This is a genomic window from Luteimonas terricola (assembly GCF_004352845.1).
GTDB lineage: Bacteria > Pseudomonadota > Gammaproteobacteria > Xanthomonadales > Xanthomonadaceae > Luteimonas > Luteimonas terricola.
Map to the genome: position 1 here is coordinate 96,123 of NZ_SJRX01000008.1, position 21,460 is coordinate 117,582.

Sequence of the window (21,460 nt, forward strand, 5' to 3'; positions counted from 1 at the left end):
AGCGCACCGGCCGCGTTCCGTTCATCCACGCGGCGCGCCCGGTGGTGCGGCCTCGATCACCCGCTTCGGTCGGCCGCCGAGCAGGCCTTCATGGCCGGCCAGGCGCTCGCCCAGCTGCAGGCCGTCGTCATCGATGTCGAACAGGCGCAGGTCGTGCGAGTGCGCGCTGCCGCGGACCTTGACCACGGCAAGCACGCGTTCCAGCCGGCTGCCCACTTCGATGTAGCGCTGCACGATGATCGCGTCGGTGAGGAAGGCGGTGCCGTAGGGGCTGAAGCTGAGCTCGCTGTAGCGGTCCTCGAGCTCCGACGTCATCAGCACCGTGGCACCGGTGTCCGCCAGCGCGGACACCAGCCGCGCCAGCGACTCGCGGAAGTCGTCGCGGAAGGTCGGTGCGAGTGCGAGCTCGAAGCCCGACAGCGAATCGATGACCACGCGCGTCGCCTTCAGTCGCTGCACCTCCTCGATTAGGAGCAGGGTGATCTCGTCCACTGACAGCGTCGACGACCGGGTGTCGATGACGCCGATGCGACCGTCCTCGATCAGGCCGGCGATCACCGCCCCGCGCGAGTGCAGGGAACGCTGCTCGAAGGCCGCGATCACGCCGGTTTCGCCCTGGCGCGCGCCCTCGGCGAGGAATGCTGCGGCGAGGATGCTCTTGCCCGATCCCGAGGGCCCGGCGATCAGCAGCGAATACCCGCGGGGCAATCCGCCGCCGAGCATCTCGTCCAGGCCGGCGACGCCCACGTTGCGACGGTCCTGCAGCGGCGGGACCGCGGTGGCTTCGGACGCCAGCGAGGTGGTAGGTGGCGGAACGAAGACCATGAGCCCCGCCTGCGTGATGCGGAACGTGTGCAGCCCGGGCAGGGTTGGCTGCCCGCGCATTTTCACGATCTCGAGTTTGCGCACCACCGAGTTGCGCTGCACGCTCTGGCGCAGCCAGATCAGGCCGTCGGCCACGGTGAAGATGGGATTGGGTTCGGTGTCGCTGAAGTACTCGCCCAGCAGGAAGGTCGTCGCCTCCCAGCTGGTCAACAGGATCCCCAGCCGCTGGATGAATTCCTGCAGCGACAGGAAGGCATCGCCGTCGCTCTGGGTTGCGAGGATCACCGAGCGGAACGAATCCACGAATACGAAGCCCGGGGCATGGGCGCGTACCTCCTCGACGATGCGCGCGAGCACCTTGTCCAGGTCGCCGTTGGCGGTGTCGTCGGCGAGGTTGACGAAGCGGATCGAGGAATTGACCTGTTCCGGATCGAAGAAGTCGAACTGCTGCTGGTAGCGCAGCATCTTGAGTGCCGGCTCGCCAAGCACGGTGAAGTACAACGCCGGCCGCTCCGGCGTCGCCATCGCGAACATCATCTGGTGCGCGAGCGTGGTCTTGCCCGCGCCCGGCGAGCCGGCGATGAGGTTGAAGGAGAACTCCGGGATGCCGCCGCCGAGGATGTCGTCGAGGCCTTTGACGCCGGTGGGCAGGCGACGGATGGTCGCGTTCTGCTTGTTCATGGGGCAGTGTCCTGTCGGATGGGGCCGGCGGACGGGACGTCCCAGATCGGCTTCAGCAAACGCTCGGTGAGCGATGCGCCAATCAAGGTGACCAGCAGGCGGTCGAAGGTTTCAAAGAGGGTAGTGACCGACGCGATCGCGTCGTCCACCGCTTGTTCCGAGGCGGCGCGGGCAAGCGAGGAGAAGACCGGCAGTTCGCCGTCCTCGCCACGCGCCTGCCCGAGCCACCGATGCTGCGCCGCTGCGAGGTGCAGGGCGCGCTCGTAAAGCGCGGACATGCCGCGCTGGCCGATGATGGGGACGAGCACGCGCGCCACCTCGGTCCAGAGTGCGACCGTCCGGGCGGCGATGGCCTCCATGCCACCCCCATCAGCCGCGATGCGGCGCAGGACGCGATCCACCTGGTGGACTTGGGGTTGCATGTGCCGCCTGATGCCCCGTGAATGCGGGTCACAGCATCGTACGCGTTCGTACGGCAGGGCGTTGGCGCACCTGAATGCAGGGTGCGGCCGCGATCGGTGGCGCTGCCAGCCGGGGCCGTGGTGGTGACCGTGGCCACGCACGACCTGGCCAAGGGGCCCCAGGCGGCCCCGCGTCGGCGCCCGCAGCGCCCCGCGCCCTGGAAGACGCGTGAGCGCACCCTCGGATGCGCACACCAGGCCTTGGCCGCCCGCTCAGGCCAGCGTGCGCAGCTTCGGTTCGCGCGCCCACTGCCGCGTCCCGGCGGCGGCGATGAAGGCCTTTGCGTCGGACGCATCCACGATGCCGGCGTCCTTGCCCACGTTGCCGGCCTTCAGCAGCGGCGCCGCGCCGGAGTCGTGCGCGATCGCCTTCAGGTGCGCCCAGGCGAAGGCCACGAAATCCACCGCCGCCGACTCCTTCGCCAGCTTCCTGCCGGCCGCTTCGCCGAGCAGCACCGCCACCGCGTCGAACAGCACCGACGGCATGCCCGCGAGCTGGCCGTCCGCCGGCTGCTTCTTCCCGTCCGACAGCACCGCGCCGCCGAGCCGGGGCGCGACGATCTTCACCGTGGCGCCGGCCGCTTCCGCGGCCTTGCGCAGCGCCTTGAGCGCGGCGGCATCGCTGCCTTCGTCGATCAGGATGCCCACGCAGCGGTGCTCCAGCGTCACGCGCATGCGGCCGATGATCCGCACCTCGGGCGCGGGCGGCATGTCCTGCGGCGGCACCGCGGCGGGCGGCGCCGGGGGCAGGGCGTCGAGCCCAAGACCATCGGCCACGCGCTGCGCCAGCGACGGGTCGATGTGCAGCAGGTGGCCCACCGTGCGCTCGCGCACCCTGGGCGTTTCCACCTTCGACAGCTCGAACACCAGGGCCGAGGCCAGGTGCGCCTGCTCGGGCGCCTCGAGGCTGCGGAAGAACATCCGCGCCTGGCTGTAGTGGTCGGCGAAGCTCTCCGGGCGCACGCGGCCCTTGGCGCCGTCGTCGGGCAGCGTGGCGTGGCTGCGGAAGCCTGCCCGCGCATCGGCGCGCGGGCTGTCGTCCTGCAGCGAACTGGGCTCGTAGTTCACCCGCCCCTTGGGCACCTGCATCTGCATGTGGCCGTCGCGCTGGTGGTTGGCGAACGGGCACTTGGGCTGGTTGATCGGGATCTGGTGGAAGTTGGGGCCGCCCAGGCGGATCAGCTGGGTGTCGAGGTAGGAGAACAGGCGGCCCTGCAGCAGCGGGTCGTTGCTGAAGTCGATGCCGGGCACGATGTTGGCCGGGCAGAACGCGACCTGCTCGGTCTCGGCGAAGAAGTTGTCCGGCCAGCGGTCGAGCACCATGCGGCCAATGATCTGCACCGGCACCAGCGCCTCGGGGATGATCTTGGTCGGGTCGAGGTGGTCGAACGGGAAGGTGTCGGCCTCGGCTTCCGTGAACAGCTGCACGCCCAGTTCCCACTCGGGGAAGTTGCCGGCCTGGATGTTCTCGAACAGGTCGCGGCGGTGGAAATCGTTGTCCGCCGCCTGCAGCTTCAGGGCCTCGTCCCACACCGTCGATTGCAGGCCCAGCTTCGGCCGCCAGTGGAACTTCACGAACGTGCTCTCGCCCTTGTCGCTGAGCAGGCGGAAGCTGTGCACGCCGAAGCCCTCGATGGTGCGCAGCGAACGCGGGATCGTGCGGTCGCTCATCTGCCACATGACCATGTGCATCGATTCGGGCGTGAGCGAAATGAAATCCCAGAACGTGTCGTGCGCGCTGGCCGCCTGCGGGAAGGCGCGGTCGGGCTCCATCTTCACCGAGTGCACCACGTCCGGGAACTTCATCGCGTCCTGGATGAAGAACACCGGGATGTTGTTGCCGACCAGGTCGAAGTTGCCCTCGACGGTGTAGAACTTCACCGCGAAGCCGCGCACGTCGCGCGGGGTGTCCACCGACCCGGCGCCGCCGGCGACGGTGGAGAAGCGGGTGAACACCGGCGTGCGCGTGCCGACGTCGGTGAACAGCTTCGCGCGGGTGTATTTCGCCAGCGACTTCTTCAGTTCGAAGAAGCCGTGCGCGGCGCTGCCGCGGGCGTGCACGATGCGCTCGGGGATGCGCTCGTGGTCGAAGTGGGTGATCTTTTCGCGGAGGATGAAATCCTCCAGCAGCGCCGGGCCGCGCGGCGTGGACGTCAGCGAGTTCTGGTTGTCGGCGACTACCAGGCCCTGGTTGGTGGTCAGCCGCGGGCGCGGCCCGCCGGCCTGCTGCTGCAGTTCGTCGCCCTGGCCGCGGGGGGCGTCGGCATCGGGATCCGGCCCGGCCCTGCGGCCGGCCGGAGCCGCGGGCTTCTTCCCGGGTGCCTTGACGCCGCTGGGGGGCTGCTGGCCCGGGGAGGTGGCGGTCGGGGTCTTCGCTCTGGCCATGGGGCGCACCAGGGATCAGGGGGGGACACCATCTTTCTCCCGGCGTTGTAAACGGCGCGTCGTGCCGCCGCCGTGGCGGCCCTCTGCAGCCGGCGCGGGTCGGGATGTCAGCCGCTTCGCGCCCGATGAAGCGTGTGGAACGTGCGGATTTCCGCGAGCACGCAGGCCGGCTTGCGCGGGGTCGGCGCCCGCTGCGACAGCCAGGTCAGGCCTTCCCGGGAAGGAGCATGGGGATCGCCGCCGGCCGCAGCTTCCTGCGCGCGCTCCCAGCAGGTCCGCGCATCGGCAGCATCGGGTGATGACGCCGGCAGGACGGCTAGCGCCAGCAGGATTTCGAGGGTGCGGCTGTCCAGCGGCCGGTACGCCGCCACGCGCAGGCGCCCGTCCTCGCGCGGCGCGATCGCCGCGAGCAGGGCGTGTCCGCGCTGCAGGGTCAGGGTGCCGCCCTGGTCAAGGTCGACCGGGCCGACTTCCAGCCACCAGTCGTCGGCCGCGGCGGTGACGGATTCGCGCGCGTCGTCCGGCGCCAGGAGTTCGGCCAGCCGCGCCATCGCCGGCTCCATGCGCTGCCAGTCCGCAGCGGCGTCGGCGGCGCGCAGCTGCAGGCCGTGCAGCATGTCGGCCAGCGGCAGTTCGCCGTCGTTGGCCACGGCGGCCTGGAAGGCGGGGAGGGCGACGGGATAGGGGATGGCGGGCAGGCCGAGGCCGTGGAGGGCGTCGGGTTTGGGGTGGAGCTCGATCATCGATTGCATGGTGCGTATTGTCCCCGCCTTCGTCTCACGGGGCGTGACTGCGACATGACCCTTCCGTGGCGCTTGGCGCGGCGCGCGGCTTGACAGCGGCAACGAAAACGGCCCCGCCAGGGCGGGGCCGTTCGGTTGATCGCCGTGCGACCGGTCAGTGGCCGGAGGCTGCGTCGATCGTTTCGTCGCTGTCGAAGATGGTCGCGTCCGCCTCGCCGTGGACCGTGAGGATGCCGGTCAGGCCCTTCTCGGCCCGCGACAGGGCGTGGTCGACCAGGATGTACTTGCCCGGATAGTCGACCTTGAACTCGACCATGGTCGCGCCACCCGGCGGCACCAGCGTGGTCTGCACGTCCGTCAGCGGCGGGCTGGTGAACGAGGCCAGATTGTAGACCCGGTCGAACACCTCGCCGATCAGATGGAAGCTCGAGGTCAGGTTCGGGCCGCCGACGCCGAAGAAGATGCGCACCTCCTCGCCGACGTCCGCGTTCATGTCGAAGGTCTTGGTCAGCGCGTCCATCGAGCCGTTGAACATCAGGTGCTCGGGCTTCTCGTCGAGCAGCTTGTCGACCGAGAATTCCTGCAGGCCGCGCGAACCGTGCTTCTGCGCCGTGTACAGCTCGCCCTGCATGACGTAGTACTCCTTGTCGACCGCGGGCAGGCCGCCTTCGGGCTCGACCAGGATCATGCCGTACATGCCGTTGGAGATGTGGTGGGCGATCATCGGCGTGGCGCAGTGGTACACGAACAGGCCCGGGTGCAGCGCCTTGAAGGTGAAGCTCTTGGTTTCGCCCGGGCGCACCTGGGTCACTGCGGCGCCGCCGCCGGGGCCGGTCACGGAGTGGAAGTCGACCGAGTGGATGTTGATGCTGTCCTCGGCGTTCTTCAGGTTGATCGTGACCGTGTCGCCCTGGCGGATGCGCAGGAACGGGCCCGGCACCGTGTTGTCGAAGGTCCAGTAGCGGTAGGTGCTGCCGTCGGACAGGCGACCCTCGACCTCGGTGGTCAGCAGGTCGTAGGTGACGTGCTCCGGGCCGCGGTCGCCGACCGGCGTGCCGACTTCGGCCGGGTTCTTGGCCACGTCGAGCGCCGTGCTCACGACTTCCTTCACGTCACCGACGATCAGGTTTCCGGCCATGCCCGCCAGCTTGTGGCCGGGAATGGTGCAGATGTACTCGAACGTGCCGGACTTGGTGGCGCGGAACACGATCGTGGTCGCCGAGCCGACGCCGACCAACTGGTCGGACTGGGCATCGAATTCCGGCACGGCGATGTCGTGCATGGCGCCGTCGTTGTTGGTGATGGTGATCGCCACCACCGCGCCCTCGGCCACGCGCAGGTCGGGGTTGACCACGTCCTTGATCGGGCCGGCGTTGCCGATGAAAACCATCTGGCCGTTGGTGATCTCGGTGCGCAGGCTGAAGGTGACGTCGGCGATCGGGGTGACCGACGCCGCCCCCTGGGCGGCGACATCGTGCGGGATGAAGCCGCCAGCGGCGGCGAGTGCGAACAGCAGTACCAGGTTCCTCATGGCGTGTTTCCTCGCGGGTTATTGAAAGTCCGTAAAGCGTGCTGGCGAAGGGTCTTCCGCCGATGGAAGCAACGATATCGGGCAGGTCCCGGCCCCTCCATGACCTGGGTCAAGCACATACGTCCGCGTATGCGAATCGCGTGTGCTTGACCTGGGTCATCGGCCTGCTTGCAGGCAGGCAGGGATAATCGGCATCGTCATGAAGCGCAGCGCATTCCACGAGTGGATGGGACGGATCGGCCTGGCGGCGGCGCTGCTGCTGGTACTGGTGCCCACCGCCGGGCGAGTGATCCACGCGTCGATGGCGGGTGGCGCTGGACATGCCGCCAACGCCGCCCTTCATGGGGCCGCGCAGGCCGGTCGTGCGGACCATGACGCAGGCCACGCACGGCACGGCGGACAGGGCGGGGACGTCCGCCCGGCGATCGGCGATCCGGACTGCGACTATTGCCCGCTGCTGGCGTCCATGGCCACCAGCGCCGGCGTTGCCTTCGCTGTCGCCCATGTTCCGCCGGCGATCGCGCCGGTCGCAGGGCGCAGGGAGTTCCGCCAGCGCTGGCGGCATCCCAATGGACTTGGTTCGCGCGGGCCACCGCGCAGGGACTGACACACGCCACGTCGCGCCGGCAGCTGCCGCGCGGCCCCCCCAAGGTACCAAGCTGCGTGGAGTTCCCCATGTCGATCCCGTATTGCCCGGCGATCCGTTCGTCCTGCCTGTTCGTGGCCATCGCCGCTGCGCTGGCCAGCCCTTCGCTCTTCGCGCTCGATACACCGGCCAGTGCTGTGCAGGCCGCGGGCGTGGCAGACCACGCCGACCACGCGCGCCACCTTGCGCCCGATGCCGCACCCGATCCCGGACGCACCGTCGACTTCGATGCGCTGGTGGTCACCGGCGCTGCGCCGGTATCGGCGCTCACCTGGGAAACCAGCCCCAAGCTGCCGCGCCAGCCGGTGCCCGCCAGCGACGGCGCCGACTACCTCAAGACCATTCCCGGCTTCAGCGCCATCCGCAACGGCGGCAGCAACGGCGACCCGGTGCTGCGCGGCATGTTCGGCTCGCGCCTGAACCTGCTCACCAACGACGGCGTCATGCCCGGCGCCTGCCCGTCGCGGATGGACAATCCGATGTCCTACATTTCGCCGGAGACCTACGACGCCTTGATCGTCATCAAGGGCCCGCAGACGGTGCTCTGGGGACCGGGCGCATCGGCCGGCACGGTGCGCTTCGAGCGCGACCGCGAGTTCTACGAAGCGCCGACCTGGAAGTTCGCGGGCAGCCTGCTGGGCGGCAGCTGGGGCCGCAACGACCAGGTCATCGACGCTACCTACGGCGCGCGCATGGGCTATGCACGCATCAGTGCCAACCGTTCCGAGTCCGGCGACTACGACGACGGCAACGGCGACCCGGTCGGCTCGGCCTGGAAGAAGTGGAACGCCGACGTCGCACTCGGCTGGACGCCCGACCAGGACACGTTGCTGGAACTCGGCATCGGCGTCGGCGACGGCCAGGCGCGCTACGCCACGCGCGGCATGGACGGCAGCCGGTTCGATCGCGCGAACTACAGCCTGCGCTTCGAGAAGGACAATATCGGCGAACGCCTGCAGGCCTTCGAAGCGAGTGTGTTCCACAACGTCGCCGACCACGTGATGGACAACTACAGCCTGCGCGAACCCAATCCGGACGGTCCGATGCCGATGGCGATGGCGTCCAACGTCGAGCGCAGCACCAGCGGTGGACGCGCGGCGGCGACCTGGCGTGGCGCAGGCTTCGAGCTGGTGACGGGCATCGATGCGCAGGACAGCCGCCACCGCCGGCGCAGCGCGATGGGGCGTGGCGCGTATCTTGCGGTGCCGTGGACGGTGGATGCGCGCTTCGACAATCTCGGCGTGTTCGGTGAAGGCACCTGGTTCCAGGGCGATGACAATCGCTGGATCGCGGGCGCGCGCGTGGATCGTGCCGGCGTGGACGACGGGCGCCCCACGGTGACGGGCGGCGGGCACGGGCACGGAGGACATGCGGTGCCCAACCCGACCGCCGGCCAGAAGCGCGAGGACACGCTCAAGGCCGGCTTCGTCCGCTTCGAACAGGACATCGACCGCAGGCTCAGCTGGTACGCCGGCGTCGGCCACACCGAGCGCATGCCCGACTACTGGGAGCTGTTTTCCGCCGACATGGGGCCGGTGGGCGCGGTCAACGCCTTCACCGGCCTGGACACCGAGAAGACCACGCAGCTCGACGTCGGCCTGCAGTACAAGGGCGAACGCTTCGACGCCTGGATCTCGGCCTATGCCGGCCGCGTCGAGGACTTCATCCAGTTCCATTACTTCCAGTTTCACGGCACGGACGGAACGATGGGACCGATGTCGATGGTGTCGAATATCGATGCGCGGATCAGCGGCGCCGAACTCGGCGTCGACTACCGCGCCTCGGATGACTGGAAGTTCGGCGGCAGCCTGGCCTATGCACGTGGCAAGGACCGCGACAGCGGCCGCCCGCTGCCGCAGATGCCGCCGCTGGAGGGCCGCTTCAGCGCCGACTGGGACAACGGCACCTGGTCGGCCGGCGCCCTGCTGCGCGTGGTCGACGGACAGGATCGCGTGGCCAGGGGCTATGGCAACGTGGTCGGCCAGGACATCGGGCCGAGCGCCGGCTTCGCGATGGCGGCGCTCAACGTCGGCTACCGGGTGAACGGCAGCCTGCAGCTCACCGCCGGCGTCGACAACCTGTTCGACCGCGCCTACAGCGAACACCTGAACCTGGCCGGCAACGCCGACTTCGGCTATCCCGCCGATGCGGTGCGGATCAACGAGCCGGGACGCACGTTCTGGCTGCGGGTGGGCTACACGTACTGACGCCGTGCGGGGCGGGGCAGGGTGGCGCGACTACTTCGGCGCCACCACTCCGCCATCTTCCTTGGTGAAGGGCGCGGGGAGCGGCGGCAGGATGTCGAGCACCGCTTCCGACGGCCGGCTCAGGCGAACGCCGCGGTCGGTGCGCACGAAGGGGCGGTTGATCAGGATCGGTTCGGCGAGCATCGCGTCGAGCAGGGCGTCGTCGGACAGCGATGGATCGTCCAGTCCCAGCTCGGTGTACTTCGCTTCCTTGGCGCGGATCGCGTCGCGCACGCCGATGCCGGCGTCGCGGATCAGTGCGGCCAGCTGTTCGCGCGTGGGCGTGTCCTTCAGGTATTCGATGACCTCGGGCTCGATGCCGGCGTGGCGGATCAGCGCGAGCGTGTTGCGCGACGTGCCGCAGCGGGGGTTGTGGTAGATCGTGGCGTGCATGGTGGCTCCTCAGGTGCAGCAGGACTTGGCGGGTGCGGATTCAATCGCGGCACTGGCCTCCGCCAGCTCCCGGGCGGCAAGGTCGCCCTTGCGCTCACTGTAGCGGCTGGTGAGGGAGTCGCTGCGGCCGCGCACCAGCAGGGTGAACTTCACCAGCTCCTCGATCACGTCGACCACGCGGTCGTAGTAGGGCGAGGGCTTCATGCGGCCGTTGTCGTCGAACTCCTGCCAGGCCTTGGGCACCGACGACTGGTTCGGAATCGTCACCATCCGCATCCAGCGCCCGAGCAAGCGCAGCGCGTTGACCACGTTGAACGACTGCGAGCCGCCGCAGACCTGCATCACCGCCAGCGTGCGGCCCTGGGTCGGGCGCACGCCGCCTTCCTCCAGCGGCAGCCAGTCGATCTGGTTCTTGAACACGGCGCTCACGGCACCGTGGCGCTCCGGACTCACCCAGACCTGGCCTTCGGACCACAGCGACAGCGCGCGCAGTTCCTGCACCTTCGGGTGCTCCGTTTCGACGCTGCCCTGCACCGGCAGGCCGCGTGGGTCGAACACGCGGGTCTCGGCGCCGAAGTGGCGCAGCAGGCGCTCGGCTTCCAGCGCGAGCTTGCGGCTGTAGGACTCCGGGCGCAGCGAGCCGTAGAGGATCAGGATCCGCGGAGGGTGCGTGGCACTGTCTTCCGGCCCGCGCTCGCCGCGGGTGGGAATGCGTGCGGCTGCGGGAACCAGGTTGGGAAGGTCGATGGGCGTGGTCATGGTTGCTTCTTGCAAAACGTTTCGACTATTCTAGAAAAATGGAAATAGAAAACGCAACCGTCGCCCTGGCTGCCCTGGGGCATCCCACGCGACTGTCCGTGTTCCGCCTGCTGGTCGAGGCGGGTCCCGAAGGCCGCACGCCCGGAGAGATGGCCGAGGTCCTGTCCCTGCCGGGCGCCACCCTGTCGTTCCATCTCAAGGATCTCGCAGCAGCCGGTCTCATCGCTGGTGAGGCGCAGGGGCGACACATCTCCTATCGCGCCGAGTTCGATGCGATGAACGGCCTCATCGAGTTCCTGACCCGCAACTGCTGCGGCGGCGACGCGACGCGTTGCCGCCCCGCCGCCCGGGCGTCCCGCAAGGCGCCCCGCAAAGTGCGCGAGGCCTGAGCCGTGCTCCTCGCGCTGCTGATCTTCATCGCCACCATCGTCCTGGTCATCTGGCAGCCGCGAGGCCTCGGCGTCGGGTGGAGCGCGTCGTTCGGCGCCGTGCTGGCCCTGGTCACGGGCGTGGTGGGCCTCTCCGACATTCCGACGGTCTGGGGCTTCGTCTGGAACGCCACCTTCACCTTCGTGGCCGTGATCCTCATCAGCCTGGTGCTTGACGAGGCCGGCTTCTTCGAATGGGCCGCGCTGCACGTGGCGCGCTGGGGCAGGGGCAGCGGTCGCAGGCTGTTCGTCTACCTCGTGCTGCTGGGTGCGGCCGTGGCGGCGCTGTTCGCCAACGACGGCGCGGCGCTGATCCTGACGCCGATCGTGATCGCCATGCTGCTGGCGCTCAAGTTCACTCCCGCGGCCACGCTGGCCTTCGTGATGGCGGCCGGATTCATCGCGGATACGGCAAGCCTGCCCCTGGTCGTCTCCAACCTGGTCAACATCGTCTCGGCGGATTACTTCGACATCGGTTTCGCCGGATACGCCTCGGTCATGTTCCCGGTCAACCTGGTCTCCGTGGCCGCGACGCTGCTCGTGCTGATGTGGTTCTTCCGCCGCGACATTCCCGGGAACTACGACGTGACCCGGCTGAAGGATCCGCGTTCGGCGATCGTCGACCGCACCACCTTCAACGCGGGCTGGGCGGTGCTGGGCCTCCTGCTGGTGGGCTTCTTCGTGCTGGAAAGGCTCGGTGTGCCCATCAGCGCCGTGGCGGGCGCGGGGGCGCTGGCGCTGCTGGGCGTGGCGGCGAAGGGACATGTGATCTCGACCCGCAAGGTCGTGCGCGAGGCGCCCTGGCAGATCGTGGTGTTTTCGCTCGGCATGTACCTGGTGGTCTATGGCCTGCGCAACGAAGGGCTGACCGACCACCTGGCCGGCCTCCTGGATTGGTTCGCCGGCCATGGCCTGTGGGCCGCGACCTTCGGCACCGGCCTGCTGACGGCCTTCCTGTCGTCGGTCATGAACAACATGCCGACGGTGCTTGTCGGCGCGCTGTCCATCGATGCCAGCCAGGCGGAAGGGGCGGTGCGCGAGGCGATGATCTACGCGAACGTCATCGGCAGCGACCTGGGCCCGAAGTTCACCCCGATCGGGAGCCTGGCCACGCTGCTGTGGCTGCACGTGCTGGCACGCAAGGACATCAGGATCACCTGGGGCTATTACTTCAGGGTCGGTGTCGTCCTGACGCTGCCGGTGCTGCTCGCAACGCTGGCGGCCCTGGTGATACGGCTGAGTCTTGCGTGAGCACGCTGGCCGTGGCATCCGGTCACGGCACGAAGCACGCCTGAAGCCGACGCCCGCGTTGCCACGCGTCACAGCTGGCAGCGCTACGTGGCTACACTCTCCGCGTGTCCACGGCGCCGCAAAGTCCGCCTCCGCCGCCCCTGCGCCAGCAGCTGCGCGGCATGTTGCATGTCAGCCGCGGGCCTCCGCAGCGCTGGCGCTTCGCGCTGCGGGCGGCGCTCTGCATGGGCGCACCGATCCTGGCGGGCTGGCTGGCCGGTGACGTCGCTGCGGGAATGATGGCCGCCACCGGTGGCTTCACCGCGCTCTATGGCAGCGGCCGCCCCTATCTGAGCCGTGCGCGCGAACTGGCGGTGATCGCCGCCGCGTTCGCGCTGTCGGTGGGCATCGGCCTGGCCGCCGCGCCGCTGGGATGGCTGGTGGTGCCGGTCGTCGCGCTGCTGGCGATGCTGGCCACCTGGCTCGGCAACGCGTTCCGGATCGGCCCGCCGGGTGCCTACATGTTCCTGCTGGCCTGCGCCGCGGCCAGCGGCATGCTGACGCCCGCGATCGATCCCGTGGAAGCGGGGTTGCTGGTGCTGGGCGGCGGAGGCTTCGCGTGGTGCATGCACATGCTCGGCGCGCTGTTCGAGCCACGCGGCCCCGAGAAGCGGGCGGTCGTGCGTGCAGGCGATGCGGTCATCGCCTATGTCCGGGCGCTCGGCACGCCGGCCCAGGACGAAGTCCGGCATGAAGCCGCGCGCACGCTGCACCAGACGTGGACGACGCTGGTCACCCACCAGCCCGCGGATGCGCGTCCCGGCGGCCGCCTGACCGGCCTGCGCGCGGTCAGCCGCCGGATGCACCTGCTGTTCGCGGATGCCATGGCCGCGGCCGCGCGCGGCGAAACCCTTCCCGAATCCACCGTCGACGACCTGCGGCAGCTCCAGGCACTGGCCAGGCAGACGGTGCGCGCGCGGGTGCTGCCGCTGGACGTGGTCCCCGGCCTCGTCCCGCTGGGGCGCCCGGGCGCCGCCACCGTGCTGCGCGAGGCGCTGGCGGCGGGCACGATGTCGCGCATGGTGGTGCTGCGCGTGGGCGTCGCGGCCCTGCTGGCGGGCTGGATCGGCGCGCAGTTCCAGCTCGAACGCTCGTACTGGGCGGTGGCCGCGGCGGTACTGATGCTGCACCAGGGCCTGCACTGGCAGCGGACGCTGGTGCGCTCCATCGAGCGCCTGCTCGGTACCTGGGTCGGGCTGCTGCTGGTCGCCGTGATCCTGCTGGCGTATCCGCAGGGCCTGTGGCTGGTGGCCACGGTGATGCTGCTGCAGTTCGTGATCGAGATGCTGATCCTGCGCAACTACGCGCTGGCGGTGGTGTTCATCACCTGCGCCGCGCTGGTGCTGGCTTCGGGCGGCCATCCGGTGGAAGCCCCCGGCGCCTACCTGCTCGCGCGCGGCGTGGACACCGCGGTCGGCTGCCTGGTCGCGCTGCTGGTATACCGCGCCATGCCGTCGCGGGCGGCCGCCGCGCTGCCGGTGGAACTCGCCGCGATCGTGCGCGATGTCCGGGCGGTGGTGCCGCACATGGCCGCTGGTGCCGTCGCGACGCGGGCGGCGCACGCGGCCCGGCGCGACCTGCAGCGCGGAAGCTTTTCGCTTGAGGACGCCTATGCCAGCGCCGTGGCCGCATCGCCCGCGCAGCGGCGCGAGGCCGAGCGCCAGTGGCCGGCGGTGGCGGCGGCGCAGCAGTTGGCCTATCGCACCCTGTCGGCGTGCTGGACGCTGGAGCAGTTTGACGCGGATGCCGCGGCGACGCGGGCGGACGAACTGTTCGGATGCGACGGCACCGAACGCTTGCTGGTCGAACTGCGATGGCTGGCCGAAGCCGTGGCTGCGGGTCGGATCCCGGACGCGCCGGGACCGGTGCCCGCGCTGCTCGAGCGCGAGCTGCAGAACCTGCAGGAGTGCCTGGCACGGGAGCCGGCCCCGCCCGGCGGCTGAAGCGCGCACAGCAAGCCGTGGCCGTGGGCCGGGACGATAGCGGTGCACTGGGGCGTGGGCACGGCGACGCTGGGCATCGTGCTGTCCCCAAGCTGCCGCCGGACGCGGTGCCGCGTCAGCGGCACCGCCCGGTCTCCACCTGGCACCTGTCCGCGCCGGATCCCCGCGCGCCGCTCCTACGGCGTTGCGGGGCGCAGCAGGCGCAGGCCGAACCAGTCGAGCGGGTCGTTCCATCGCGCGGCAACCCGCAATCCGGCGCGTGCCGCCAGCGCGGCGATGCGGGCGTCGCTGTACTTCTGGCTCTGCTCGACGTGCATGTGCTCGCCGGCGGCGAAACCGAACGCGCGGCCTTCCACGGTCACCACCTGGTCGCGGAGGCTTTCGAGCGTGGTCACGATGCGGCCTTCCGGCACCACGTAGCACGCACGGTGGGCGAAGGCGCCGGGGTCGAAATCGCTGCCGACGTCGCGATTGAGCCGGTGCAGGAGGTTGAGGGTGAACTCCGCGGTGATGCCGGCGGCGTCGTTGTAAGCGGCTTCGACGATCGCGGGATCCTTCTCCAGGTCGATGCCGACCAGGGCGGCGCCGTTGCCGCCCATGGTGTCGCGCATCGCTTGCAGCAGCCGCACCGACTCCTCGTGGCCGAAGTTGCCCAGGGTCGAACCGGGGAAGAACACCAGCGCCGAGGCGGCCGGGCGCGACGGGCTCGGCAGCGCTATGGCGCGGGTGAAATCGGCCAGCACGGGCAGCACTTCGACATCGCCGAACTCGCGGTCCAGGCGCTCGGCGCTTGCGGTCAGCGCCGAGCGCGAGATCTCGATCGGCGTGTATGCCACCGGGTCCTCGAGGGCGTCGAGCAGCAGCCGCGTCTTGCGGCCGCTGCCGCTGCCGTACTCAACCACGTGCATGCAGGGTCCGGCCGCGGCCGCGATCTCGGGCCCGTGCTCGGACAGAAGTGCCAGCTCGATGCGGGTCGGGTAGTACTCGGGCTGGTGGGTGATGGCCTCGAACAGTTCGGAGCCGCGGCGGTCGTAGAAATACTTCGAAGGCAGGCGCTTGGGCGTCGACGCGAGTCCGCGCAGCACGTCGCCGGTGATGTCGTCCGCACTGGGGTGGAGGTCGGTAAGCCTGAGTTCGGGGTTCAATCGATGTCCTTTGCCAGGCGCAGGCCGGAGAACTGCCAGCGCGCGTGCGGTGCGAAGAAGTTGCGGTAGCTGGCGCGGGCGTGCCCCGCGGGCGTGGCGCAGCTGCCGCCGCGCAGTACCAGTTGGCCGCTCATGAACTTGCCGTTGTATTCGCCCAGCGTGCCGGGGAGCGGCCGGAAGCCGGGGTAGGGCGCGTAGGCGCTGCCGGTCCACTCCCAGGTGTCGCCGAACAGGCCCAGCGGGTGGGACGGCACGGATGCGGAAGGCGTGCCGGCATCGGCATTGGCGACGGCGGTCGCAACGGGGTGCAGCGGTGCGCCCGCATCGGCGAAATTCCCTTCGATGCGCCGTCCGGCAGCGGCGGCCTCCCATTCGGCTTCGGTGGGCAGGCGGGCGCCGGCCCAGCGCGCGCAGGCGTCGGCCTCGTAGTGGCTGAGATGGCATACCGGTGCGTGCGGGTCGCGCTCGCGCCAGCCGCCGAGGGTGAACTCGCGCACGCCGTCCTCGTGCCAGTACAGCGGCCGCGTCCAGCCTTCGCGCTGCGCCGTGTCCCAGCCGTCGCTGAGCCACAGGCCGGGCGTCCGGTAGCCGCCGTCGGCGACGAAGGCGGCAAAGTCCGCGTTCGACACCGGGCGCTCGGCCAGCGCATGTGCGGGCAGGAGCACGCGGTGGCGCGGGGTCTCGTTGTCGTACACGAAGGGCGCAGCGTTGGCCGGCCAGGGCGGGGCTCCGGTCTCGACGATGGCCTCCTCCCGCCGCAGCCAGCGCAGGGGGCCGGGGCCGCCGGCCGCGGCCAGGCGCGGCCACGGCAGGTCGCTGCGATACGCGGGCTTCAGCGGATTGCACCACAGCGCGTGCTTGATATCGGTCAGCAGCAACTCCTGGTGCTGCTGCTCGTGATGCATGCCGAGTACCAGCACATCGCATGCGGCGGCGTCGAAGCGGCCGTCCTCCAGGCCGCGCAGCACGCGGGCGTCGACCTCGTCGCGCCAGGCGAGCACCTCGTGCAGCGATGGGCGCGAGACGAGTCCGCGAAGCGTCCGCGCATGGCGTTCGCCGGCGCCGACGTAATAGCTGTTGAAGAGGTAGTCCCAGCCTTCAGGGATGACCGCGGGATCGTCCAGCACGAAGCGGGCGAAGAACCACGTCGTGTGCGCCAGGTGCCATTTCGCCGGGCTGGCTTCGGGCATGGACTGGAGTTGGGCGTCTTCGGGCGAGAGCGGGGCTGCGAGTGCGCACGTGCGGCCGCGGACGTCCGCATAGCGACGGCGGAGGTCTGGCGTGGCGTCGCCCGGGGACGGCGCGTCTGCGTGGGCTGCCTGGGAGGCGGGCATGGCCGCAGGGTAGCGCGGCTGGAAGACGGCGGCGTTAATCGGGAATGTCCCGCCAGAACCGGCCTCTTCCCCCGCAAGGCGGGGGAAGAGGCCGGAAGGACAGATGGGGACAAGCGCGCGGGAGTGTCCGGCCTCAGACCACGTCCGGCTCGCTGAACGCCTCGGGTTCTTCCTCTGCCGACCCGATCGGGATGCAGCTGCAGAACACGTTCTTGTCGCCGTGCACGTTGTCCACGCGCGCCACCGGCGGCCAGTACTTCTGGCGGCGCAGGCTCGGCAGCGGGAACACCGCCAGTTCGCGCGGGTAGGCGTGGGTCCACTCGCTGGCACTGGCCTGTTCCGCGGTGTGCGGGGCGTGCTTGAGCGGGTTGTCCTCGCGGTCCAGGCGGCCGTCCTCGATCGCGCGGATCTCCTCGCGGATCTGGATCATGGCGTCGATGAAGCGGTCGAGCTCGTGCATCGACTCGCTCTCGGTCGGCTCCACCATCAGCGTGCCCGAGACCGGGAAGCTCAGCGTGGGCGCGTGGAAGCCGAAGTCGATCAGGCGCTTGGCCACGTCCTCGGCACCGACGCCGGTGGCGTCCTTGAGCGGGCGCAGGTCGAGGATGCACTCGTGCGCGACCAGGCCGTTGCGGCCGGTGTAGAGCGTCGGATAGTGCGGCTCGAGGCGCTTGGCCACGTAGTTGGCGTTGAGCAGCGCGACCTGGGTCGCGCGGCGCAGGCCTTCGGCGCCCATCATCACGATGTACATCCAGCTGATCGGCAGGATGCTGGCCGAGCCGTGGGTGGCCGCGGAGACCATGCCGACGCGCGGGGCGCCGCCGTCCTGCGCTTCCGTCGCCGGCGTGGCGGCGGGCAGGAAGGGGGCGAGGTGCGACTTCACCGCGCAGGGGCCGACGCCGGGGCCGCCGCCGCCGTGCGGGATGCAGAAGGTCTTGTGCAGGTTGAGGTGGCTGACGTCCGAGCCCCACTTGCCCGGGCGGGCGACGCCGCAAAGGGCGTTCATGTTGGCGCCGTCGGTGTATACCTGGCCGCCATGGGCGTGGACGATCCCGCAGATCTCGACCACGTCTTCCTCGAACACGCCGTGCGTGGACGGGTAGGTGATCATGATCGCGGCCAGGCGGTCGGAGTATTTCTCCGCCTTGGCGCGGATGTCCTCGACGTCGACGTTGCCGTTCGCGTCGCAGCGCGTCACCACGACCGTCATTCCGCACAGCTGCGCGGACGCCGGGTTGGTGCCGTGCGCGGACTCCGGGATCAGGCAGATGTCGCGGTGGCCTTCGCCGCGCGACTCGTGCCAGGCGCGGATGGCCAGCAGGCCGGCGAACTCGCCCTGGGCGCCGGAGTTGGGCTGGAAGCTGACCGCGTCGTAGCCGGTGATCTCCGCCAGCATCGTCTCCAGGCCGTCGATCAGCACCTTGTAGCCCTCGGCCTGGTCGGCCGGTGCCAGCGGGTGGATGTCGGCGAACTCGGGCCAGGTGATCGGGATCATCTCGGCGGTGGCGTTGAGCTTCATGGTGCACGAGCCCAGCGGGATCATCGTGCGGTCCATGGCCAGGTCCTTGTCGGCCAGGGCGCGCATGTAGCGCAGCAGCTCGTGCTCGCTGTGATGGGTGTTGAACACCGGATGGGTGAGGAACTTCGAAGTGCGCAGCAGCGAGGCGGGCAGCGCGTCGGGCGTGGCGGCGTCGAGCGCGTCGACATCGTCGATGGTCGCGTCGAACAGCTGCGCCAGTGCGACCATCTCGTCGCGCGTGGTGGTTTCGTCCAGGCTGATGCCGACCGAGCCGGCGTCGATCCGGCGCAGGTTGATCCCGGCCTTGGCCGCCTTGGCGTGGATCCCGGCGGCGTCGACGCCGGTGACGTGCAGGGTGTCGAAGAAGTCGCCGCCGACCTCGATCCCGCACTTGCGCAATGCGGCACCCAGCATCGCGCCGAGGCGGTGCACGCGGCGGGCGATGCGCACCAGGCCGTCGGGGCCGTGGTAGACGACGTACATGCTTGCCATCACCGCCAGCAGCACCTGCGCGGTGCAGATGTTGGACGTGGCCTTCTCGCGGCGGATGTGCTGCTCGCGGGTCTGCAGGGTCAGGCGGTAGGCGGGGTTGCCCTCGACGTCGACCGAGACGCCGATCAGGCGGCCGGGCAGCGAGCGCTTGAACGCGTCGCGGCAGGCCATGTAGCCCGCGTGCGGGCCGCCGAAGCCGAAGGGCACGCCGAAGCGCTGCGTGTTGCCGACGACGATGTCCGCACCCCATTCGCCGGGCGCCGCAATCAGGGTCAGCGCCAGCAGGTCGGCGGCCACGGCCACCACGCCGCCGCGCGCGTGCACGGCTTCGGCGACGCTGCGGTAGTCGTGGATGCGGCCGAAGGTGTCGGGGTACTGCAGCAGCACGCCGTAGCTGTCGACGGTCGCGGCGTCGGCGTCGTCGCCCACGTGCAGCTCGATGCCGAGGCCGCCGGCGCGCGTGCGCAGCACTTCCAGCGTCTGCGGATGCACGTTCTTCGACACGAAGAACACGTTCGACTTCGACTTCGCCGAGCGCTTGGCCAGCGTCATCGCCTCGGCGGCGGCGGTGGCCTCGTCGAGCAGCGAGGCGTTGGCGATCTCCATGCCGGTCAGGTCGGCCAGCATCGTCTGGAAGTTGATCAGCGCTTCCATGCGGCCCTGCGAGATCTCCGCCTGGTAGGGCGTGTAGGCCGTGTACCAGGCCGGGTTCTCGAGGATGTTGCGCAGGATGACCTTGGGCACGTGGGTGCCGTAATAGCCCTGGCCGATGAAGCTGCGGAAGACGGTGTTGCGGTCGGCGATGGCGCGGATCTTCGCCAGCGCGTCGACTTCGGTCATCGGCGGCGGCAGGGCGAGCGCGTCGCCGGAGCGGATCGAGCCGGGCACGATGGCATCGGTCATCGCGTCGAGCGACTCATGGCCGACCACGCGCAGCATCTGCGCGATCTCGTCCCCGTTGGGGCCGATGTGGCGCGATACGAACGCGTCGTGGTGCTCGAGCGAGCGGAGGGAGGCGGACTTGGACATGGCAATGGACTCTCGCGGGCGCGGATGGGCCGCGTGCACGCACGCGGGGCGCCCCTCTGTCCTTTTGCCTGAGAGTTCGGGACGGGCGCGAGCCGCGTCACATGCACCTTCGGCGCCGGGTTTGACCGGTCTCTCCAGAGTTTTCCCCGCCGGCGGTACGTGGGCCTGAGCGATTACGGGCGTTGCGCCTTCGGCAGCCGTCCCGGTGGACCGGGGCGGCTTCTCCCGCTGGAGGGTCTTGCCCCGCAATTATAGCCCGCGTCGGCGACCCCGGCTGCGGACCCGGTATCCTTTATCCTTGCCGGCCCCGCCTTCATCTCGCCGGCCCTGGTGCCGGCGCCCGCCCATGCCCCCGCATCTGCCCAAATCCACCGGCCGGCTGGCCCTGCTGCTGGCGGGACTGTCGATGTTCGGCCCGTTTTCGATCGACGCCATCTTCCCCGCTTTCCCGGTGATGGGCGAGGCGCTGGGCGCCGACAAGCTGGCGATGCAGCAGACCATCAGCGTGTACCTGGTCGCCTATGCGTTGATGAGCCTGGTACACGGCCCGATGTCGGACGCCTTCGGCCGTCGCCGGGTGATCCTGGGCGGACTCGTGGTGTTCATCGGCGCCTCGGTGGGCTGCGCGCTGGCCGACGACCTGCCGACCATGCTGGCGTTCCGTGCGCTGCAGGGCCTGTCGGCGGGCGTGGGCCTGATCGTGGGCCGCGCGGTGATCCGCGACGTGCTCCATGGCGACGACGCCCAGCGGCTGATGAGCCAGGTGTCGATGATCTTCGGCATCGCCCCCGCGATCGCGCCGGTGATCGGCGGCTGGATCCTGGGCTGGGGCCACTGGCACGACATCTTCTGGTTCCTGGTCGGCTTCGGCGTGCTGCTGCTGGCGGCGACCTGGGCCTGGCTGCCGGAGACCCATCCGCCGGAAAACCGCAGCACGCCGGTGCCGCGGCGGATGCTGCGCGACTATGTGCTGATCTTCGCCAACCGGCGCTTCCAGCGGTTGGCGGCGGCGGGCGCGTTCAACTTCGCGGCGCTGTTCCTGTACATCGCCTCGGCCCCGGCCTTCGTGCTCGACCTGCTGCGGCTCGACGAGCGCAGCTTCGCCTGGTTCTTCGGGCCGATGATCGGCGGGATGATGCTCGGCGCCTTCACCTCCGGGCGCGTGGCCGGGCGGATGCCGCACGTGCTGCAGGTCAACCTGGGCTTCGCCTGCTGCGGCCTGGCCGCGGCGGGCAACGTCGCCTACGGCCTGCTGGTGGACGTGCCGACCGTGCCCTGGGCCGTGTTGCCGGCGGCGCTGACCGCCTTCGGCGTGGCCCTGGTGTTCCCGGTGCTGACGCTCGCGATCCTCGACATGTATCCGCGGCAGCGCGGCTCGGCATCGTCGCTGCAGGCCTTCACCGCCCTCGCGCTCAACGCCGTGGTGGCCGGCCTGTTGTCACCGATGGTCAGTGGTTCCATGGCGACGCTGGCGATGGCGGCCGCGGCGTTCACGCTCGCGGGTTGGCTGATGTGGCGGCTGGAGCGGTATCGCACCAAGCGCCTGCCGGCGGGGCAGTGCGAACCGGGGATGCCGGATCCGACGGAGCACGTTTAGGCCTCCGCCGGAT

The 21,460-nt window shown here is 70.0% G+C and carries 16 protein-coding genes and 2 riboswitches; of the genes, 6 read left to right on the forward strand and 10 right to left on the reverse strand.

The annotated features are described in order from the left end of the window. Nucleotides 1-21: 21 nt before the first annotated feature. The 5 genes from E2169_RS12250 to nirK form a co-directional block, all read right to left on the reverse strand. Nucleotides 22-1,506: an ATPase domain-containing protein gene (locus tag E2169_RS12250; protein ID WP_132986890.1), complete on the reverse strand. Its 1,485-nt coding sequence runs from the start codon at nucleotides 1,504-1,506 to the stop codon at nucleotides 22-24. Beyond that, a complete protein-coding gene (locus E2169_RS12255) occupies nucleotides 1,503-1,928 on the reverse strand; it encodes a hypothetical protein (protein ID WP_132986891.1) in 426 nt (141 codons plus the stop codon). Before E2169_RS12255 ends, E2169_RS12250 begins: the two co-directional genes overlap by 4 nt. Before the next feature lie 252 nt (nucleotides 1,929-2,180). Next, nucleotides 2,181-4,352, reverse strand: a complete 2,172-nt coding sequence (locus E2169_RS12260) for a catalase (RefSeq protein WP_132986892.1) — start codon at nucleotides 4,350-4,352, stop codon at nucleotides 2,181-2,183. 107 nt (nucleotides 4,353-4,459) lie between these two features. Beyond that, nucleotides 4,460-5,104 carry a hypothetical protein gene (locus tag E2169_RS12265; protein WP_132986893.1) on the reverse strand — a complete coding sequence of 215 codons (645 nt, stop codon included), beginning with the start codon at nucleotides 5,102-5,104 and terminating at the stop codon, nucleotides 4,460-4,462. A 145-nt stretch (nucleotides 5,105-5,249) separates the two neighbouring features. Continuing rightward, on the reverse strand, nucleotides 5,250-6,626 hold the full coding sequence (gene nirK / locus E2169_RS12270; protein ID WP_188726146.1) for a copper-containing nitrite reductase: 1,377 nt from the start codon (nucleotides 6,624-6,626) through the stop codon (nucleotides 5,250-5,252). A gap of 199 nt (nucleotides 6,627-6,825) precedes the next feature. Between nirK and E2169_RS12275 the strand changes: the two genes are divergently transcribed. Then, complete coding sequence (locus tag E2169_RS12275) at nucleotides 6,826-7,233, forward strand: DUF2946 family protein (protein ID WP_132986894.1); 408 nt, start codon at nucleotides 6,826-6,828, stop codon at nucleotides 7,231-7,233. A 68-nt stretch (nucleotides 7,234-7,301) separates the two neighbouring features. Next, on the forward strand, nucleotides 7,302-9,479 hold the full coding sequence (locus E2169_RS12280; RefSeq protein ID WP_132986895.1) for a TonB-dependent copper receptor: 2,178 nt from the start codon (nucleotides 7,302-7,304) through the stop codon (nucleotides 9,477-9,479). A gap of 30 nt (nucleotides 9,480-9,509) precedes the next feature. Here the strand turns inward: E2169_RS12280 and arsC are convergent, their stop codons facing one another. Together arsC and arsH are read right to left on the reverse strand one after the other, a co-directional pair. After that, complete coding sequence (gene arsC, locus E2169_RS12285) at nucleotides 9,510-9,911, reverse strand: arsenate reductase (glutaredoxin) (RefSeq protein WP_132986896.1); 402 nt, start codon at nucleotides 9,909-9,911, stop codon at nucleotides 9,510-9,512. Between the two features lie 9 nt (nucleotides 9,912-9,920). Next, a complete protein-coding gene (gene arsH, locus E2169_RS12290; protein WP_132986897.1) occupies nucleotides 9,921-10,670 on the reverse strand; it encodes an arsenical resistance protein ArsH in 750 nt (249 codons plus the stop codon). Nucleotides 10,671-10,708: 38 nt separating this feature from the next. Between arsH and E2169_RS12295 the strand changes: the two genes are divergently transcribed. From E2169_RS12295 to E2169_RS12305, 3 genes are all read left to right on the forward strand, one after another. Beyond that, nucleotides 10,709-11,059, forward strand: coding sequence for an ArsR/SmtB family transcription factor (locus E2169_RS12295; RefSeq protein ID WP_132986945.1), 351 nt, complete (start codon nucleotides 10,709-10,711; stop codon nucleotides 11,057-11,059). A gap of 3 nt (nucleotides 11,060-11,062) precedes the next feature. Beyond that, on the forward strand, nucleotides 11,063-12,349 hold the full coding sequence (locus E2169_RS12300; RefSeq protein ID WP_132986898.1) for an arsenic transporter: 1,287 nt from the start codon (nucleotides 11,063-11,065) through the stop codon (nucleotides 12,347-12,349). Nucleotides 12,350-12,510: 161 nt separating this feature from the next. Next, nucleotides 12,511-14,331 carry an FUSC family protein gene (locus E2169_RS12305; protein ID WP_132986899.1) on the forward strand — a complete coding sequence of 607 codons (1,821 nt, stop codon included), beginning with the start codon at nucleotides 12,511-12,513 and terminating at the stop codon, nucleotides 14,329-14,331. 176 nt (nucleotides 14,332-14,507) lie between these two features. Here E2169_RS12305 and egtD read toward each other — a convergent pair whose 3' ends face one another. The 3 genes from egtD to gcvP form a co-directional block, all read right to left on the reverse strand. After that, a complete protein-coding gene (gene egtD / locus E2169_RS12310; RefSeq protein WP_132986900.1) occupies nucleotides 14,508-15,476 on the reverse strand; it encodes an L-histidine N(alpha)-methyltransferase in 969 nt (322 codons plus the stop codon). Then, nucleotides 15,473-16,810 carry an ergothioneine biosynthesis protein EgtB gene (gene egtB / locus E2169_RS14495; RefSeq protein ID WP_132986901.1) on the reverse strand — a complete coding sequence of 446 codons (1,338 nt, stop codon included), beginning with the start codon at nucleotides 16,808-16,810 and terminating at the stop codon, nucleotides 15,473-15,475. Before egtB ends, egtD begins: the two co-directional genes overlap by 4 nt. Before the next feature lie 133 nt (nucleotides 16,811-16,943). Further along, nucleotides 16,944-19,850, reverse strand: a complete 2,907-nt coding sequence (gcvP, locus tag E2169_RS12320) for an aminomethyl-transferring glycine dehydrogenase (RefSeq protein ID WP_132986902.1) — start codon at nucleotides 19,848-19,850, stop codon at nucleotides 16,944-16,946. Nucleotides 19,851-19,904: 54 nt separating this feature from the next. Further along, nucleotides 19,905-19,990, reverse strand: a riboswitch (glycine riboswitch). Between the two features lie 3 nt (nucleotides 19,991-19,993). Beyond that, a riboswitch (glycine riboswitch) is annotated at nucleotides 19,994-20,088 on the reverse strand. A gap of 108 nt (nucleotides 20,089-20,196) precedes the next feature. Here gcvP and E2169_RS12325 point away from each other — a divergent pair. Then, nucleotides 20,197-21,447 carry a multidrug effflux MFS transporter gene (locus tag E2169_RS12325; protein ID WP_132986903.1) on the forward strand — a complete coding sequence of 417 codons (1,251 nt, stop codon included), beginning with the start codon at nucleotides 20,197-20,199 and terminating at the stop codon, nucleotides 21,445-21,447. The last annotated feature ends 13 nt before the right edge of the window (nucleotides 21,448-21,460 follow it).